15 protein-coding genes are annotated in these 17,490 nt (G+C 53.8%); 3 read left to right on the top strand and 12 right to left on the bottom strand.

Annotated elements, in window-relative coordinates:
- Positions 1–11: 11 nt before the first annotated feature.
- From JNE38_RS09600 to JNE38_RS09555, 10 genes are all read right to left on the bottom strand, one after another.
- Positions 12–947: an ABC transporter permease gene (locus JNE38_RS09600; protein ID WP_203357485.1), complete on the bottom strand. Its 936-nt coding sequence runs from the start codon at positions 945–947 to the stop codon at positions 12–14.
- A 9-nt stretch (positions 948–956) separates the two neighbouring features.
- A complete protein-coding gene (locus JNE38_RS09595; protein WP_203356347.1) occupies positions 957–1,889 on the bottom strand; it encodes an ABC transporter permease in 933 nt (310 codons plus the stop codon).
- A gap of 17 nt (positions 1,890–1,906) precedes the next feature.
- A complete protein-coding gene (gene pepV, locus JNE38_RS09590) occupies positions 1,907–3,337 on the bottom strand; it encodes a dipeptidase PepV (RefSeq protein WP_203356346.1) in 1,431 nt (476 codons plus the stop codon).
- A gap of 16 nt (positions 3,338–3,353) precedes the next feature.
- Positions 3,354–5,417 carry a sigma-54 interaction domain-containing protein gene (locus tag JNE38_RS09585; RefSeq protein ID WP_203356345.1) on the bottom strand — a complete coding sequence of 688 codons (2,064 nt, stop codon included), beginning with the start codon at positions 5,415–5,417 and terminating at the stop codon, positions 3,354–3,356.
- A gap of 117 nt (positions 5,418–5,534) precedes the next feature.
- On the bottom strand, positions 5,535–7,211 hold the full coding sequence (locus tag JNE38_RS09580; protein WP_203356344.1) for a peptide ABC transporter substrate-binding protein: 1,677 nt from the start codon (positions 7,209–7,211) through the stop codon (positions 5,535–5,537).
- 69 nt (positions 7,212–7,280) lie between these two features.
- Complete coding sequence (locus JNE38_RS09575) at positions 7,281–8,306, bottom strand: asparaginase (protein WP_203356343.1); 1,026 nt, start codon at positions 8,304–8,306, stop codon at positions 7,281–7,283.
- A gap of 294 nt (positions 8,307–8,600) precedes the next feature.
- Positions 8,601–9,419 carry an SPL family radical SAM protein gene (locus JNE38_RS09570; RefSeq protein WP_203356342.1) on the bottom strand — a complete coding sequence of 273 codons (819 nt, stop codon included), beginning with the start codon at positions 9,417–9,419 and terminating at the stop codon, positions 8,601–8,603.
- Between the two features lie 36 nt (positions 9,420–9,455).
- Entirely contained in the window at positions 9,456–10,157 is a 702-nt protein-coding gene (locus JNE38_RS09565; protein ID WP_428993717.1) for a 2OG-Fe(II) oxygenase, read from the bottom strand.
- A gap of 4 nt (positions 10,158–10,161) precedes the next feature.
- Positions 10,162–10,710, bottom strand: a complete 549-nt coding sequence (locus tag JNE38_RS09560; RefSeq protein ID WP_203356340.1) for a methylated-DNA--[protein]-cysteine S-methyltransferase — start codon at positions 10,708–10,710, stop codon at positions 10,162–10,164.
- Complete coding sequence (locus JNE38_RS09555) at positions 10,661–11,305, bottom strand: bifunctional transcriptional activator/DNA repair enzyme AdaA (RefSeq protein ID WP_203356339.1); 645 nt, start codon at positions 11,303–11,305, stop codon at positions 10,661–10,663. Before JNE38_RS09555 ends, JNE38_RS09560 begins: the two co-directional genes overlap by 50 nt.
- A gap of 200 nt (positions 11,306–11,505) precedes the next feature.
- Here JNE38_RS09555 and JNE38_RS09550 point away from each other — a divergent pair, with 200 nt between their 5' ends.
- Entirely contained in the window at positions 11,506–12,624 is a 1,119-nt protein-coding gene (locus tag JNE38_RS09550) for a deoxyribonuclease IV (RefSeq protein ID WP_203356338.1), read from the top strand.
- Positions 12,625–12,670: 46 nt separating this feature from the next.
- On the opposite strand, the gene JNE38_RS09545 is transcribed toward JNE38_RS09550, so the two are convergent.
- A complete protein-coding gene (locus JNE38_RS09545) occupies positions 12,671–13,642 on the bottom strand; it encodes a GDP-mannose 4,6-dehydratase (RefSeq protein ID WP_203356337.1) in 972 nt (323 codons plus the stop codon).
- A 190-nt stretch (positions 13,643–13,832) separates the two neighbouring features.
- On the opposite strand from JNE38_RS09545, the gene JNE38_RS09540 reads away from it, so the two are divergent.
- Positions 13,833–15,569, top strand: a complete 1,737-nt coding sequence (locus JNE38_RS09540) for a phospho-sugar mutase (protein WP_203356336.1) — start codon at positions 13,833–13,835, stop codon at positions 15,567–15,569.
- Between the two features lies 1 nt (position 15,570).
- On the opposite strand, the gene JNE38_RS09535 is transcribed toward JNE38_RS09540, so the two are convergent.
- On the bottom strand, positions 15,571–16,278 hold the full coding sequence (locus JNE38_RS09535) for an FkbM family methyltransferase (protein WP_203356335.1): 708 nt from the start codon (positions 16,276–16,278) through the stop codon (positions 15,571–15,573).
- A 236-nt stretch (positions 16,279–16,514) separates the two neighbouring features.
- Here JNE38_RS09535 and JNE38_RS09530 point away from each other — a divergent pair, with 236 nt between their 5' ends.
- Positions 16,515–17,363: a hypothetical protein gene (locus JNE38_RS09530; RefSeq protein ID WP_203356334.1), complete on the top strand. Its 849-nt coding sequence runs from the start codon at positions 16,515–16,517 to the stop codon at positions 17,361–17,363.
- Positions 17,364–17,490 lie beyond the last annotated feature (127 nt).

The raw sequence follows: 17,490 nt of genomic DNA, 5'->3' as shown, positions 1-17,490 counted from the left end.
GCCCCCCATTCCTAATCGCGCAGACGTGGATCGAGCGCGTCCTGCAAGCCGTCCCCGAAAACGTTGAAGGCGAACATCGTCAGCGAGATCATCAGTGCCGGGAAGAACAGCCGCCACCAATCTCCGGTCAAGATGACGCCCAATCCGTCGTTTGTCATCGTCCCCCAGCTCGCAACCGGAGCTTGAACGCCAAGCCCCAAAAAGCTCAGGAACGATTCTGCAAAAATAGCGGAGGGAATGGTAAAGGTCAGATTCACGATGATGACACCGAATGTATTCGGGATCAAATGCTTCAGCAAAATGCGCGAAAATTTGGCACCCAGGACTTGCGCAGCCAGGATGAACTCCTGATTTTTCAGCTGCAGGATCTGCCCGCGCACGAGCCTCGCCATGCCGACCCAGCCTGTCGCGGAAAGCGCGATGATGATCGTCAATAGCCCCGGCTCCATCACGACCATGAGCAGGATCACGACAAGCAGATACGGCAAGCCGTACAAAATCTCGATCACCCGCATGATGATAGTGTCGATCCGCTCTCCGCGCTTGCCGCGTCCAGCCATATAGCCTGCGATGCCACCTACCGCGACACCGATGATCAAGTCGATGAGGGCAGCAACCACTCCAATCGTCAACGAAATGCGTGCCCCGTACCAGGTGCGCGCGAACATATCGCGACCGAGCTCGTCCGTACCAAACCAATGCTCAGAGGAGAGCTCCTGATTTTTCGTCAAAAGGCTCTGATCCGAATAGCTGTATGGCACTAGGTTGGGCCCGATGATGGCCATCGCCACCAGTGCAACGATGATGACCAGTCCCAGCATCGCCAGCTTGTTTTTAACCAGCTTTCGGATGACTTGCTGCCCAAATGAAAGACTCGGCCTCGAAATGACCTGGGCCTGCGCGTTCTTGGTCAACGGGCGAAATAACGGGTCTATTCTTTGTTCCATCGCCACTGTCTATCTCTCCTTGTTGGTCAACTTGATCCGCGGGTCAATCAGCGTATACGCGATATCGATCAAAAAGATCGTGACGATCAGTATCGCGCTGTAAAAAATCGTCGTCCCCAGAATGACCGGATAGTCCCGGTTGAAAATGCCATCAACGAAATACTTACCGATGCCGGGAATGGCAAAAATCTTTTCCACGACGAACGTCCCTGTGATGAGAGAAGCGATCAGCGGTCCCAAAAAAGTGACGACTGGCAGAATCGCATTGCGGATACCGTGCCGTATGACGATGAGGAAGGTAGGAATCCCTTTTGCCTCCGCCGTTCGGATGTAGTTCTGATTCATCACTTCAATCATGCTTGCGCGCATATAGCGGGTGATGACAGCGACCGGTCCAAAAGCGAGGGCCAGCGAGGGAAGTACGGTATGCATCCACGTGCCCCAGGTTGCGACGGGGAAAATCGTCAGCTTGATGGCAAAGAAATTGATCAAAAGCGGTGCCATGATGAAGCTCGGTACGGCTACCCCCAGCACGGCAAGGGCCATGGCGATGTAATCCAGTGATTTGTTGCGGTTGAGAGCCGCGATGATCCCGAACGTGATGCCAAAAACCAACGCGATGACGATCGCCTGTGCCCCAAGCCAGGCGGAGGCGCCAAAACCGTCTGCAATCATGTCATTGACCCCGCGGGAATCGGATTTGATCGAGGGACCGAGATCGAGCATGACCAGGTTTTTCAGATACAGCAGATACTGGACAGGCAATGGCTCGTCCAAATGGTACTTGGCTCGCAGATTGGCGAGAATTTGCTCCGGCAGCTGATCGGACTCGGAGGCAAACGGATTGCCGGGAATGGCATGCATCAGGGAAAATGTCAGCGTCACGATGATCCACAGGGTGACCAGCATCATCAGCACGCGTTTGACCAGATAGTTGGACACAGATAGCGCCTCCTTGTTTATTTCGCAAGCTCGCAGATGGCGTGCGCGTAGATCGCCATCGCTCGCAGCAAGTCGTCGATGTCGGCATATTCGTCCGTCAGATGTGCCATGGATTCGTTGCCTGGAAAGAGCGGGCCGAACGCGACTCCCTCGCTCATGATCTTGGCGTAGGTGGCCCCGCCCGATGACAGCAGGTGGGCCGGCAAGCCTGTATGCTCCTCATAGACGCGTGACAGCGTCTGGATGACGGGCCGGTCTTTCGGCACATAGTGCGATTTGGAGGTGCGCAGGTTGGAAATCGTCCAGCCGAGCTCATCCGCTCTTTTCCGCAGCTTTTCCACGTACTCCTCACAGGACACCGTGGCGGGATATCGGATATTGAGACGGACGCTTCCTCCCTCCATACGGTCATACCTCAGGATACCTGCATTGACTGAAAGCTTCCCTGACACCTCGTCCTCACAGTCGATATGCAGGCGTTCTCCGTAGTAATCCTCGTGCAGCACTTCGCCAAGCAGCGATAAGAACGAATAATCAGAAGCTTCGAACGACATAGAAAGCAAGAAACGGGCAAGCAGTGTACCTGCATTGACTCCTTGCTGGGGCACCATTCCATGCGCAGGCTTTCCGTGGAGAACGAAGGTTATATCTCCTGCTTCGGAAACATCGAGCTGCCCGGTTGCCGCTTGCGCCAAAAGAAACTCCTCCCAGCCGCTCATAACTTCCCGTTGACTTTCAGTGCTCCGCATATGCTGCGCTCTCACTACAGCCGTCGCCATGTCAGGGACGCTGTTTCCCTGATCGCCGGATCGAAAAGACAGCAGCTGATAGGGAGCATCTCCTGCGGACGGCACCTGGACGGGCAGCGCCAAGGTCGGATTGATCTGACCTTTTTCGGCGTACGTCATGGGAAAGGACGAATCCGGAGAAAACCCGACTTGCGGGACTTTGTCATGCTCGGCAAAATGCTTCATGCAAAGCCAGCCGCTCTCTTCATCCGTGCCGATGATCAGCCGCACCTTTTTGTTTACCGGCAGCCCCGAGTCCTTTACCATCTTCAGGGCGTAGTAGGCAGCAAGCGCCGGTCCTTTGTCATCGATGGCACCTCGGGCATAGAACCTTCCGTTTCGGATATCCGGTTGAAAGGGAGGGGTCGTCCAGCCCTCACCGACTGTGACGACATCGACATGTACAAGCACCCCGATCTCTTCTTCTCCCTCTCCGTATTCAATGACACCTGCATAGCCGTCCACATTTCTCGTGCGAAAGCCATCGGACTCACCGCGGGCAAGCAAGAATTCCAGCGCCGCGGCGACTCCTTCTCCGAACGGCTTTCCTTCGGTAGCTGTGCCCATGTCCTCGATGCTGTTGATAGACAAAAAGGAGAGCAAATCGTTCATGAACCCATCTCGCCGCAGCTGTACCTGTTGGTTCCAGTAATCCCTCATGTTCAGCCTCCATTCCTCATGATTTCGACGATTGCAAAAAGGCGAGCAATGCTTCTCCCTTGGAGGAAATCTGACTGCCCTGCCTGCCTTTGCCGACGTGAATCAGCTCGTCCTGCTGGAGCAGCTTCAGTCGATATCGCAGCTGCTGCGAGGATACCTGCAGGCCTTTTGCTTGCAAATGCTCCACAAGATTGTACCGCCCTTGCCCACCTTGACTCAGCTCGTGCAAGATCGCCGTCATTTCCTCCAGAAACCCACGCTTGGCGTATTCCGCGATCACCGCTTCGCATTCCAGATCCATCACGGCGGATGTCAACGGGGCCTCTGAGACCTCGCGCAAAAAGGGAAGGTGACAGGCGTACGCCTCGTCGTCTACGATGTGCGCCAAATACTCCACGACATTTTCCAGCTCGCGAATGTTGCCTGGCCAATCGTACTCGAGCAGGGCTTTCATCGCTTCTGCTGACAGCGTGAAAGGAGGACGCCGCAGATCAAACGAGTACTTTTTCACGAAATGGTCGACCAGCCAAGGGATGTCCTCACGTCGCTTGCGCAGAGGAGGCAGATGGATCGGCAAAATGTTCAGGCGGTAGTACAGATCCGCACGAAAGGTTCCCTCCTGCACCATTCGCTGCAAGTCCTGGTTCGTCGCCGCGATGACACGTATATCGGTGGGTATGACCTTGCTGCCGCCGACGCGCATGATCTGGCGCTCTTGGAGGACGCGCAGGAGCCTGTTCTGAATCGCGCCGCTGGCATCCCCGATCTCATCCAGGAAAATGGTTCCCTTGTGGGCCAGCTCGAACCAGCCGATGTGTCCGCCTTTTCGAGCACCGGTAAAAGCTCCTTCCTCGTATCCGAACAGTTCGCTCTCCAAGAGGGATTCGGAAATGGCAGCGAAGTTCACCCCGACAAAAGGCTCCCTGCGGCGAGGTGAAGCATTGTGGATAGCCTGGGCGAGCAATTCCTTTCCCGTCCCCGTTTCTCCCAGCAGCAGGACGGTCGAGTTGCTCCGCGCAATCTTTCTGGCAATCTGGATCACCTGCGAAAACGCGGCGCTTTCCCCGTAGATGTCGTCAAACTGGTATTTGGCTACGAGGCCTTTGCTGTAAAGACGTATCCGATAGTCGTGCTCCAGCTTTTCAATATCAGCCGCTTTGCGAAACAGGATCAAACTGCCGAGAAAGCTTCCTTCCATCACGATGTGCATCTTGCGAAAAAAGTAGGTTTTGTTCGCCCAATCTACCAATACATCCTCATTTTCCTCACATTGCTGGATCGCTTCATAGAAATCCTGCGGCAGGCAGTCCGCTGACTTTTCTCCTGCTACATGAACGCCGTGCAAATTGAGTGAGTCCACTGCCTTTTGATTGACAAACCGGACGATCCCGCTCTCATCGAAGGCGATGACGGCGTCCTCGATGCGGTTGACGATGGCTTCCAAATATTTGCTCAACAGGTGGGCATGCTGAATTTCCTTGTTCAGTTCCTTCGTGATGTAGATCAAGGACTGCATGGCCCTTGCCGTCACCTTTTGAAAATTGTCGCTGTTGAAATGGGCGTAGATCGCGAGCAGCGTGGACAAATCGATGACGCGAAAGCCGATGTCCACCACCTTGCGGATATGCGGAGGAACATGCTCGGCTTCCCCTGGCGTCACTGCAATCTCGACGTCAGGCGGGTAATCTGCGCCCGGCGAGTACGGATACACCTCGAAGTCCATGCCGGATGCACGCAATAGCTCTACGTTTTCCTGGGCAGTCTCGGCTGTATCGCTCACCAGCAGCACCTTGACCCCTTTCGGAATTTCCAGCATCTCGCGAAGATTGTGATAGGGCAGCATCCGCTTGGCAACGATCAATTTGGATCCAGGAGGCACGTACGACTCTACTTGGGCAACGATGCTTTTGGTCGACAGTACGACCAACGACCCTGGCGCAATCGGACGAAACGGCAGCTGATCGACGCGAATGGCCTCGATGTGGATGTCCTCGGAGATTCCCAGCTCATGGCACTGACTGACGACGGATTGCAAAAACTCATCCATTTTGGCTACAAACGTGACTGTTTTTTTCTCCATAGCATTCGCTCCATACTCTTCTTAGGTGATCGTCACGCCGAAAAGTGCAAGATTTTGATGGAAAGGGAAAGGGAAGACCAGAGCCCGTGACCTGGCAGCCCTAGTCTTCCTTCTACCTTACTTCTTCCCGATTTCCACCCATTTGAAATCAAGAGTCCCTACAGGGTGGCGGATGATTCCTTTAATATTAGACTGATCCATGTACACTTTAGTTCCGAAATAAATCGGCACCAGCGGCATGTCATCCATGAAAATCTTCTCCGCATCGTGCATCAGCTTGAAGCGTTCTGTCTCATTCGCCGTATTGCGGATTTTTTCCACGAGCGCATCATAGTCCTTGTTGCTGTAATTGATGCGGTTTCCCGGGTGGTCCGTCACGAACAGCTCCAGGTAATTCACAGGATCGCCGTAGTCTGCAGGGATGGTGGAACGGGAGAATTGCAGCTTGCGCGCCCGCTGATCAGCCAGGAATACGTTCCATTCCTTGTTTTCCAGCTTCACATCGACGCCGAGGTTTTTCTTGTACATTTCCTGCAGCACCTGAGCGATGGCTTTATGGGTGTCGCTCGTATTGAAGGTCATCGTCACTGGCGGCAGAGTCGTCCAGCCCTCTTCCTCCATTCCCTTTTTGAGCAGCGCTTTCGCTTGCTCGACATCATTATCTTTGAAGAAGTCTCCGCCCTTCTCGCGGAAGTCTCCTCCCTCCGGCTCTGGGAAGCCGAGAGGCACGTGAGCGAGCGCGGCTGGCTGCTTGCCTTGTACGACGTTTTCGATCAAAGTCTTGCGGTCGATTGCCAGTGCAAATGCCTTGCGCACATTCGCGTTGGTAAACGGCGGCATCGTGGTGTTCATGCGGTAGTAGTAGATCGACGCTTCCGGCTCTACCTTTGCCTCGCCCGAATCGATCAATTGCTTTTTCATATCGATCGGAACGGTCTGTACCATGTCCAGCTGACCAGTCTTGTACATTTGATACTGAGTGTTTTCATCGTTGACCATGACCCAGTCGATTCCCGCGAACTTCACAGCGTCTTTGTCCCAGTACCCGTCATTTTTGGCTACCTTCACGGATTGATCATGCACCCAATCCTCCATTTTGAAAGGACCATTGGTCACGAGGCTGGATGCGTTCTCCGCCCATTTCGGATTGCTCTCGACTACCTTCTTGTTTACAGGGAAGAAGGTCGGCTGGGTGATGATGTGCAGGAAGTAGGCAGCCGGTGCTTTGAGGTGGACTTCGAAGGTCTTGTCGTCCAGCGCTTTCACTTTCACGCCGTCCGCTGTGCCCTCCCCTTTGTTGAACGCTTCGCCGCCATCGATGTAGTACGCCAGGAAAGCAGACGGGAACGCATTCTTCGGGTCGAGAATACGCTTGAAGGCATATTCGAAGTCTTGGGCAGTCACCGGGTCGCCATTGGACCATTTGCTGTCGCGCAAGGTAAAGGTGTACGTTTTCCCATCTTCGCTGACTGTCCATTTCTCCGCCATTGCTGGCTGCGGCTTGTGATCCTTGTCCAGTCGGACCAAGCCCTCCATGGTGGCATTCAGCACCTCATTGGAAGTGCTGTCGAATCCTTTCGGCGGATCGAGCGAAGGCGGCTCCGTCTTCAGATTCAATCGAAGCTTGGCCGTCACATCGGCTTGTCCGCCCGTATCTTGTGCGGCCCCGCCTGGCGCTTTGCCCGCCTGTTCGCCTTGCTGCGGCGGTGCTGCCGATTGGCTGCAGCCGGTGACCGCCAGCACAGCCAGAAGAGCTGCCGTGCTGAGAACCTTCCATCCTTTTTGCCTGTTCATTGCGAAAGACCCCCTCTTTTTTGCCACAAGAATGGTATATGGATAAACAGCCCCAAAGATGGATGCCGTTTATGCACGCAGAGATTGCTTGACAGACTCGAGTGCAAACGCGGTCTCGATGCGTCCCACCGTCGCTTGGCTCATGTTTTTGATTAGCGGGTTGGTGTAAGCACCGAGTTCTTCGAGCGGCCCATCCACTCCGATGCCGAGCTGACGAAGCACTTCATTTACGACAGGGTTGATCGCCCGAGCGCCTCCATCCTCGATTTTCACGGCGACACCCAGACCCGTTTGACGATCGCCCAGGCAATAGACGGATTCAGCGCCTGCCTTCCCGACAATTCTTCCTTTGAACGCGGTCATCAGGTCCGTGCAGTATCGGTTGTTTCCGCCTACCATTTCAGGATGGGAGGTCATGGCATCGGTGATCCGTTGAATGGCTTTCTGGCGGTCAGGGTTAGCAACGACTTCAGGCTTCGCCAGTTTGGCGAATGCCCAGGCGAAATGGGCGAGAGGCAGTTCGTGCACAGGCACCCCACAGCCGTCTGTTCCCATGTAGATCTTTTCTTTGGGATAGCCCGCGATGTCTTCCACTACCTCGAGAATTCGCTGCTGCACCGGGTGGTCGGGCAAGTGATAGGTGGCGACATCCTCTCCCATATGCGTCGCGGTGGCGATCATCCCGGAATGCTTGCCGGAGCAGTTGCTGAAGACGGGCGTGAGCGGCTTTCCTTCGCGGATCAGCTGCTTGTAGCTCTCCTCGTCGCGCGGAACATGTGTCCCGCACTGCAGCACGGCTTCCGGCTGGCCAGCGCGCTCCAGTATGCCCATGGCACGAGAGCGATGACGCTGCTCGCCGCTGTGGGAGGCACAGCAGAGTGACAGATCGGCTGGCTCCAGCTGAAAACGATCCGCTGTGCCTGTCTCCACGATGGGAATCGCCTGCAGCGGCTTCAGGCTGGACCTCGCGTACGTGAGTCGGAATGGATCGCCATAGGAGTAAAGCAGGGTTCCATCAGGATGCACGACAGCGATATGGCCGAGATGGGAGCTTTCCACCTTCTCGCCCCGGTATACGTTGGCTACCACGTTCATAACAAGTCTCCTTTGACTGCGATAGTTTGAATGTTTGTACTTTTCCCACTAAGCAAGTCGCGTGCCAAAGTCGGAACATGATCGCAAACTGCCAATCGTTCCACTCTTTCCAATAAGCCGAGACAGCCTGTTTCTATCACCAGAACCGAAATAGGTTCCCCTATTTGCAAAAATAGGTTCGTATCTTTCGCCAACAGGGTGACATTTCCATCACTGAACAAAAAAACACCCGTCTTTCCCGATCTTTCAGGAAATAGGGTGTCGCGTTAATGGCTCATATTTGCTTTGCATGCGTTAGGGAGCAAATCCATTTTGACTCACATAGAGCTGATCGTCGGAGAAAATACGCCTCATCCGTTCCAAGACGATTTTGTACGCCTCTGGATGGTACCATTCCTGCAGCCCCAGCTCCTCGTATCGTTTGGAGATACCAAGGCTCCGCGTCCTTTTTCCTCCGCTGCCATCTCCCATGAAGTAATCGTCCACACAGACGCGATCGACGAGCGGTGCCAGCAATCGCGGAAACGCCTCACTGCTCGGCAGCAGCGGGGCTATCGTCGCTTGCGCAGGAACGCCTGCTTCTTTTAGCTGCTCGAGTGCCTTTAGCCTAGCCTGGATTGGCGGAGCCATGGGCGAGAAGGCTCTGCGAATGTCCTCTAGGTCCGTTTCTACGGTCATGCTGACCCGGACCCGCTCCCCCAGTCGCTGCAGCCAATCGATATCGCGTGTGACGAGGGGGCTTCGCGTCTGCACGAACAAGAAATCAGGCGGATCCTCAACCATCACCTCAAGCAGCGCCCTGGTGACTTGTTCCTTGAATTCGACAGGCTGGTACGGGTCCGTGCTCGAAGACATGAAAATGGTGACTTTCCCCTTGGCTTTGGCTCTGGACAGTTCTTTGCGCAGAAGATTCGCTGCTTCTTTCTTGATATCCACCCATGTGCCCCACTCCTGCGATCGAAAAAGCGAAACGGGCATCTGACGGACATAGCAGTACGAGCAGCCAAAGGAACAGCCGGTATAAGGATTCAATGAATGGCTGTAGTCGGCAAGAAAACCGGTTCCTTTGTTCAAAAGCGTCTTCGGGTACTTTTCCCCAATCTCCACGTTCATGTCATACCGTTCCTTTCATACGCGAGAAAAGCATATCTATTTGGCGTCGTGAAAAATAATCCCCAGGCTATGCCTTGTCCCCGACGTGATCGTACTGACGCCATGGCGAAGCGTCGTCCTGTAAAAACCGCGCGACCCTGCCACCGGTCTGTGCTGGGTCGGAAAAATCAGCCCCGCCCCCTGTTCGAGCGATACGGCATGGCCTCTGCTTTGGGCACGGGGTCTCTGTTCGACCAGTAAAAATTCGCCTCCCGTGTAATCCCGCTCTTTTTGATTCAACACGAAAACGACCTGAAAGGGAAAGAATACATCGCCGTACAAATCCTGATGCAGGCAATTGTAGCCGCCCGCTCCGTACTTCAAGATCAGCGGAGTCGGACGCGATTGTCCCGCCTGGTGGCAATGATCGAGAAATTCAGGCAGAGCAGCAGGGTAGATTGCCTCACGTCCGAGCTGCGTTAGCCAGCGATTCGCCGCTTTGGCCAGCTCCGGGTAGAATCCTTCGCGCAGCTCCTGCACCAGATCTGGCAATGGAGACTGATAGTATTTATACTCGCCGATGCCAAAGCGATAACGAGCCATATCAATCGTGCTGCGAAAATGCGAGGGCTGTTCGTACGTCTCTATCATTCTCTGGCATTCCGTTTCGGTGAGCAAGGGCGGCAGCACGGCATAACCTTGTTCGTCCAGCGATTGCTGCAAGCTCTCCCATGCGAGGTCTGCAATCCGTTGTTTCATTTGCTCAGGCACGCAGCGCTCTCCTCCCGGCTGGGGACTCGACGCCCTCGTGCGATAGAAGTACTTCTTTCATTTCCATCCCGCCTCGATAGCCAGTCAATGCCCCATTTTTTCCAATCACCCGGTGACAAGGAACGGCAATCAATACAGGATTAGCTCCAATCGCAGCTCCTACCGCGCGGACCGCAGCCGGCTTTTGAATCTGCTCGGCGATATCCGAGTACGTCCGCGTCTGCCCAAGCGGAATCTGGCAAAGAGCATCCCAGACCGCGAGCTGAAAGGGTGTGCCGCGAACATCGAGAGGAATCGAAAAGCGATCTTTCGCCCCGTCGAAGTACGCGATCAGTTCCGTGACATACGGCTGCAATCTCGCATCATCCTGAATAAGACTGCTGCCCGGCATACGCTGGCTCGCCCACTCGGACAATTCTTCCCACGGCTGATCCTGTGATCCAACGAAGCACAAGCCTTGCTCGGTGGCTGCCAGATAAAGACTCCAGCCTTCATGGTTCAGCAATGTCCAGTACACTTCCGGTTTCTTTTCCGTTTTCATGAATAAATCCCTCCAACGACGGTTGTTTATGGTGAATTTGGCGATACTCTGTAGGTGTACGCCCTGTCAGTTTTTTGAATAGGGTCATGAAGTATGGCGTGTTTTGCATTCCTACCGCCGAGGCGATCTTCGCAATCGAGCGATCGGTATCCAATAGCATTTCTTTGGCAGCCTGGATTCGCGTCTGCTGCACGTACTCTACCACCGTGATGCCTTGAATCCGTTTGAAGGTGCGATGCAAATGGTATGGACTGCCATGGCACTCCTCCGCCAGGCTTTCCAGGGTCAGCTTCTCCTGGAAATGCTCATCGATGTACTGCGTGATTTGCTCCACCCACTCCCTGTCGGGCAAACGCTGACCCGTCGGCTTGCACCGTTTGCAGGGGCGGAATTTGGCGGACAGGGCTTGCTGCGCATTTTCAAAGATGCGTACATTTTCTTTGTTCGGCGGTTTGGACTTGCAGGATGGCCGGCAAAAAATGCGCGTCGTCTTCACTGCGTAGAAGAAGCTTCCATCAAAGGTGGCGTCGTTGCCGACAATGGCCTGCCATTTTTCATCCGTCAGCTGTTCCAGATTGGTCCCTGCTGTTTCCATTTCCCTTCACCTCCAACGTCAGTATACCCGCTAGGAAGGGGTTCTGTACGCATTTTCGAATAGATAAGCAAGATAGTGAAGTCAGCTGCGCACGTCTGCACATACCTTCCGGATGGACGAATTGGGCATCTTGCGCTATTTTATGAAAAGAGGCACTAGTAGCTTTGCGCTCTGCCCGAAAAGAGAGGAATGAATGCTGGATGGTAAAGATCGGTTCGCACGTATCGTTCTCTGGCAAAGGACTGCTGAATGCAGCGGAAGAAGCTGTCGCTTACGGCTCGAGCACGTTCATGGTGTATACAGGAGCCCCGCAAAACACGCGGCGCAAACCCATTGAAGATCAGTTCATCGAGGAAGGCAAAGCCGTAATGGACAAGCACGGCATGGAAGAGATCGTCGTCCACGCGCCTTACATCATCAATCTGGGTTCGTACAAGGATGACACCTACGAGCTGGCCGTAAACTTCTTGCAGGAGGAAATCCGCCGCACGAATTATCTCGGTGTAAAAAACATCGTACTCCATCCGGGAGCATATACGGATAAGGATGCGGAATACGGAATCGCGCGCATCGCGGAAGGCCTGAATGAAGTCCTCAGCGGCGTCAAGGATACCGATGTCAACATCGCGCTAGAAACGATGGCAGGCAAAGGGACCGAAATCGGCCGCACTTTTGAGGAGCTGGCCGCTATCATCGAAAAGGTAGAAGATAACCGCCGACTCACCGTATGCATGGACACCTGCCACATCCATGATGCCGGCTACGATGTTGTGCACGATTTCGATGGGGTTCTCGACCAGTTTGACCGTGTGATTGGACTGGATCGGCTCGCGGTTGTCCACTTGAACGACAGTAAAAATTTCCGCGGAGCAGGGAAAGACCGTCACGCTCCTGTAGGGGCAGGCCTCATCGGCTTTGACGCCATGAAGTACATCGTGGAGCACGAAAAGCTCCGCCACCTGCCACTCATCTTGGAAACCCCTTGGATCTCCAAGGAAAAAGGCAATGAGCGCCCGATGTATGAGGCTGAAATCGCCTTGCTGCGCGGCAAAGCAGAAGACCGCTTCGGCAGTGATTTCCTCGATCACGTCGAGAGAATGGAGTTCTTCTTCCACAAGCAAGAGGTCGACCGCCGCGACTTTGTGGTACACACGTGGGAGCTCTTGAAAAACGATGCCAAAGCGAAGAAAGCGGATGGCCGCGAACCGATGGAGCGCCTGTATGACATGATCGTGGAAGCTCGACTGTTCGAGGAACTCTCCGAGGAAGACATCAACAAGCGCATGATCGCTTGGTTTGCTGGTAAGGCGGCTTTTTAAACACAAAAAAACGAGGTTGCCTCTGTGCAGCCTCGTTTTTCTTTGCTCACCCCATCTTGGCTACCCGCTGTAGATCCGCTTCGACCATCATGTGGATGAGCTGCTCGAGCTTGGTCTTTGGCGTCCATCCCAGCTCTCGCTTCGCCTTTTCCGGGTTGCCCAGCAAAACATCTACCTCTGCCGGTCTGTAGAGCGCCGGATCGATGACGACGTAATCCTGATAATTCAAACCGACGTAGTCAAATGCGATCCTGCACATTTCCTCAACCGTCGAGGTCTTGCCAGTGGCGATGACAAAATCGTCCGGCACCTCCTGCTGGAGCATCAGCCACATCGCCTCCACATAGTCGCCAGCAAAGCCCCAGTCGCGCTTCGCCTGAATGTTTCCCAGCCGCAATTCCTGTTGTTTTTTATGAACGATCCTTGCGACGGCATGGGTTACCTTTCGCGTCACAAACTCCATCCCCCGCAAAGGAGATTCATGATTAAAGAGGATTCCATTACAGGCATGCATCTGAAAGCTCTCTCTGTAATTTTTGGTCATCCAATATCCAAACAGCTTGGAAACGGCGTACGGGCTCCGTGGATAGAAGGGAGTCTCCTCTGACTGACGCGGCTCCTGGATCAAACCGTACAGCTCACTGGAGGATGCCTGGTACATTTTGATGCCAGGATCTACTTCTCGGATCGCCTCCAGCACATGGAGAACTCCCATCCCGGTCACATGAGCGGTCAGAATCGGCTGCTCCCACGAAGAGCCGACGAAGCTCTGTGCCCCCAAATGATAGACCTCCTGCGCCTTGCTCTCCTTGATTGCTCGAACCAACGACGACAAATCGAGCAAATCTCCGTCCTTGTATTCTACCTCCTCCGCAATGTTCAGGTATTCCAACCGCCATCTGTCTACGGTACTGCGGCGCGGCACAAGTCCTGCCACCCGATACCCCTTTTCCAGCAGGAATTTCGCCAGATAGGCACCGTCTTGTCCGGTGATTCCCGTCAGGAAAGCTGTCTTCACGACCTATCCACCACCTTTGAGGCATCAAAATACATTCTCTCCTCTTTATATTTTCAGGTGGGAAAGATGGTTCCCCGATCTGACTTTCCGGGCATCGTTGGTTTCGCACGAATCCCGTTTGACGCCAATAAGGTATCAGTAAGGGTTGGCACATGACGAAACTCTTTTCGCTTAAGGAGGGAGATGAAAAATGAACGATTGGAAAACGGCATTTGCGCGATGGCTGGGATGTCCTGACCTGGATGAGGAGCTGCGACAACAGCTCGATTCGCTCCTGCTCGATGAAAAGGCTCTGGAGGATCACTTTTACAAAACCATCGAATTCGGCACGGGAGGGATGCGCGGAGAACTGGGACCAGGCACGAACCGGATGAATCTCTATACGGTGCGCAAGGCAACGGAAGGGCTCGCCCTGTACGTATCCGAGCACGGAGACAGCGCCAAGCAAAGAGGTGTGGCAATTGCGTACGACTCACGTCACAAGTCACCTGAATTCGCGCGAGAGACTGCAGCAGTCCTCGGAAGGCACGGCATTCGCGTCTATTTGTTTGACCGACTGATGCCCACTCCGCTGCTCTCCTATGCTGTACGCAGGCTGGGAGCGTTCTCCGGCATCGTAATCACCGCGAGCCACAATCCCCCCGCGTATAACGGCTACAAGGTCTATGGAAGCGATGGCGGGCAAATCACTCCTCAATCAGCTGAAAAGCTTCTGGCTTGCATCCAGAGTGCTGGAGACGAATTATTGATCCCATCCGCCGACTTTCAAAGCCTGCAGATGCAGGGAACGATCCAGCTCATCGGGGATGACGTATTACGGACGTACCTAGACGAGGTGCAAAAGCTGCGCATCCACCAAGATCTCAGCAAAGACGCCAAAGACAACGTACGAATCGTCTTCACCCCGCTTCATGGAACGACGGGGGAGTCGATCTCAAGAGGTCTCGAGACATTCGGATACTCTCAAGTCACCCTTGTTCCTGAGCAGGCTCTGCCCGATCCCGACTTTTCGACCGTCAGCTCTCCCAATCCTGAAGAAACCGCTGCCTTTGCTCTCGCCATCCATTACGCCACCCAGCATGACGCGGATGTGATCATCGGCACAGATCCAGACGGTGACCGACTCGGTGTCGTGGCGAAAAACAGCCAGAACGAATATGTCGCCCTGACAGGCAATCAGGTGGGGGCACTTCTGCTCGACGACCTGCTCTCCCAAAAACAGCAGAAAGGTACGCTCCCCCCCAATGGCATCGTCATGAAAACGATCGTGACCTCCGAGCTGGGCAGGGAGATCGCGTCGCATTATGGCATCGCCACCGAAGATACGTTGACAGGGTTCAAATACATCGGAGAAAAAATGACGGACTATGAACAGACAGGCGAATACGTCTTCCAATTCGGGTACGAGGAAAGCTTCGGGTTTTTGATTGGTGATTTTGTCCGTGATAAGGACGCGGTGCAAACGGCGCTGCTTTTGGCAGATTTGTGCGCCTATCACAAGCAGTGCGGCAGAAGCCTGCTCGACGCGCTGGAATCCATCTGGACTCGCTATGGCTATTATCAGGAAAGCTTGTATTCCGTGACGCTGCGGGGCAAGGACGGGATGGAAAAGATGGCGTCTATCCTGTGTGAGCTGCGCAGTCACCCCATCCGACAGCTCCCCTCTGGAACGATTCTGGCGATTGAGGATTACCTGCAGCAGACGCGCAGCGATGTCGGCAGCCAAGCGCTGACTCCACTGAAGCTGCCTTCATCCGATGCGATCAAGTACATTCTGGACGATGCATCCTGGTTTTGCGTTCGGCCATCGGGAACCGAACCCAAAATCAAAATTTATTTTGGGGTGAAAGGAGATTCTCCGCGTGACAGCGAGCGAAAGCTGTCCCTTTTGACGGAGTCCGTCCTGCGTCATCTCGATCTCTCATGACTTAGATTTGCAAATGCGGACCACTGCGGCGAGGGTGCCCTCCCTCGTCCGGTCCGTAGGCAGGTGGATGGTAGGCTTGCTCAGGCGTTTTTTCCTCGAATCGACTTGCAGGAAGCAAATCGCGGCGAATGAAAAAGGCGTTAACCCCTCGTGTATCTGTCCCGATCAATGCATATCCAAGCTGCTTGCCAAGCCCAGCCAAAGAAGTCAGACTCGCCCCAAAATGCGTCGTGCCGTCCCAAGAAAAGTTCGGATCGTAGACAACGACCATTTTTTGAGGTGGCGGAAAAGATGCATTGTATTCGATCACGACGAGCCGCGGCTGCCATTCTGCCAGGGCTTGCCATACCCAATAGTCGTTCCCGTCAATGTCGATCGCGAGAAAATCAAACTCAGCCGGAACGTGATTGGCCCGGAATATGCCAGCGATGTTTTCCCTCGTCACACGTTCATGGTGGAGGGAAAGTCCCGTCGCTTGCGCATAATTCGCCGCAAGCTGCCGGAATTGAAACGGGTCGGCTTCGATCATCAAGCCTGACCAACCGTGATGAGCCAAGAGATAGCGAGTCATGCATTCCACCCCGTCAGAGACGCCAAATTCCACAAAAATTTTATTCGTCGTCTGGATGCGGGCAAACACCTCTTCAATCATGCCGTCTTCCCCGTTTTGTGAAAAGATTTGTTTTTCATAGAAATGCAGGGACTCCATCTCTTTTCACTCCTTTATCGTTGAATTCCTACTCTTTCACGGATAGCTTATGTTTCAGCAAGAAAAAAGCTTGGTCGTTCCAACCTCCGGGAGAAAAATAGGCACCTCTTTTGATTCAACCGTAGGAAATGTCCAACACAAAGGCTGCCGCCGTTGCTTTCTTCTTTTTCAGTACATATGCTAACAAGGAATTTTTGCCAGCGCGTATTTTCTTCGCGACAAAGGAGCTGAAACGGATGGGCCTGCCTGTGATTTTCATACACCGTGCGGATGAAGAGCACCTCGGATTCTGCATGCAGCAAGCCATTGCTAGCAACCCTAAGTCACGCGTCATTCTCATCGGGAACCCTGAAAATAAAAAGCGAGCTCCAGAAGAGACGGAGCATCACCTGATCAGCGACTATTACCAGAGCGCCATGGTCTTCTCAACCCACTACCGCCACCTCTCTCCCAACGACTACGTCTACAATCTGTTCTGCTTTCAGCGCTGGTTCATTTTGCGAGATTTCATGAGGGCAAACAAGCTGCAGGCCGTTCTGTATCTCGATTCGGATGTGATGCTGCACACGGATATCAACGCGCCTGAATTCAAGCATTTTACCTTGGAGTATTCTTGGACAACTTTTTGCGATCTTCCCACGATGGAGCGCTATTGTGCATACCTCATTTCTTATTTCAGAGAGCCGCACCTGCTGCAAAAGGTGCTAGACTTCTGTCGCGAGATTGGAGATGCCCCGCTCTCCGACATGGTCACCTGCATCCACTTCCACAATTATTTTCTGCGCAGAAACAGCACCTACGGCGTCATTGGCGACTCGTTCTTCGATCATAATCTAAGCTGCCCGCTCGCTCCCCCTTGCCCGCAAATCGAAAGCTTGAACGGGAAGAAAAAAATATATCTCAAAGAAGGCAAGCTCCTATGCAAATTTACTGAAAAAGAGGGGTTCCTCAAGGTCAACTCACTGCATTTCCAAGGGGCGACCAAGCAATACATCTCCTCTTTTCTCTCCGCCAAGCTGCCTAGCCAAGGCGACCTCTCTTACTTTGATTACGCCACTTATCAATGGGTCTGTGCCCCATCGTAAAGATCTGCCATTCGGGACCCAGTGGGAGGCAACTGCCGTGACGTCCTCTCGTACTGGCTCATATCCATACTATGTTAAGCTGTTTGCCATCCGATGACGATCTTTGTTCCTGTAGGAGGTTTTCTCC

The sequence above is a fragment of the Brevibacillus choshinensis genome (assembly GCF_016811915.1).
GTDB classification, from domain to species: domain Bacteria; phylum Bacillota; class Bacilli; order Brevibacillales; family Brevibacillaceae; genus Brevibacillus; species Brevibacillus choshinensis_A.
The sequence above is the reverse complement of the archived record's forward strand: the minus strand, read 5'-3'. Positions and strand labels throughout refer to the sequence as shown.

What these genes read in the sequence shown, in the direction of transcription:
- JNE38_RS09600 (WP_203357485.1), bottom strand. Translation starts at nt 947, where the DNA reads ATGGAACAAAGAATAGACCCGTTATTTCGCCCGTTGACCAAGAACGCG.
- JNE38_RS09535 (WP_203356335.1), bottom strand. Translation starts at nt 16,278, where the DNA reads ATGGAGTCCCTGCATTTCTATGAAAAACAAATCTTTTCACAAAACGGG.
- JNE38_RS09570 (WP_203356342.1), bottom strand. Translation starts at nt 9,419, where the DNA reads ATGAACGTGGAGATTGGGGAAAAGTACCCGAAGACGCTTTTGAACAAA.
- JNE38_RS09555 (WP_203356339.1), bottom strand. Translation starts at nt 11,305, where the DNA reads ATGGAAACAGCAGGGACCAATCTGGAACAGCTGACGGATGAAAAATGG.
- JNE38_RS09560 (WP_203356340.1), bottom strand. Translation starts at nt 10,710, where the DNA reads ATGAAAACGGAAAAGAAACCGGAAGTGTACTGGACATTGCTGAACCAT.
- JNE38_RS09550 (WP_203356338.1), top strand. Translation starts at nt 11,506, where the DNA reads ATGGTAAAGATCGGTTCGCACGTATCGTTCTCTGGCAAAGGACTGCTG.
- JNE38_RS09565 (WP_428993717.1), bottom strand. Translation starts at nt 10,157, where the DNA reads ATGAAACAACGGATTGCAGACCTCGCATGGGAGAGCTTGCAGCAATCG.
- JNE38_RS09530 (WP_203356334.1), top strand. Translation starts at nt 16,515, where the DNA reads ATGGGCCTGCCTGTGATTTTCATACACCGTGCGGATGAAGAGCACCTC.
- JNE38_RS09575 (WP_203356343.1), bottom strand. Translation starts at nt 8,306, where the DNA reads ATGAACGTGGTAGCCAACGTATACCGGGGCGAGAAGGTGGAAAGCTCC.
- JNE38_RS09580 (WP_203356344.1), bottom strand. Translation starts at nt 7,211, where the DNA reads ATGAACAGGCAAAAAGGATGGAAGGTTCTCAGCACGGCAGCTCTTCTG.
- pepV (WP_203356346.1), bottom strand. Translation starts at nt 3,337, where the DNA reads ATGAGGGATTACTGGAACCAACAGGTACAGCTGCGGCGAGATGGGTTC.
- JNE38_RS09585 (WP_203356345.1), bottom strand. Translation starts at nt 5,417, where the DNA reads ATGGAGAAAAAAACAGTCACGTTTGTAGCCAAAATGGATGAGTTTTTG.
- JNE38_RS09540 (WP_203356336.1), top strand. Translation starts at nt 13,833, where the DNA reads ATGAACGATTGGAAAACGGCATTTGCGCGATGGCTGGGATGTCCTGAC.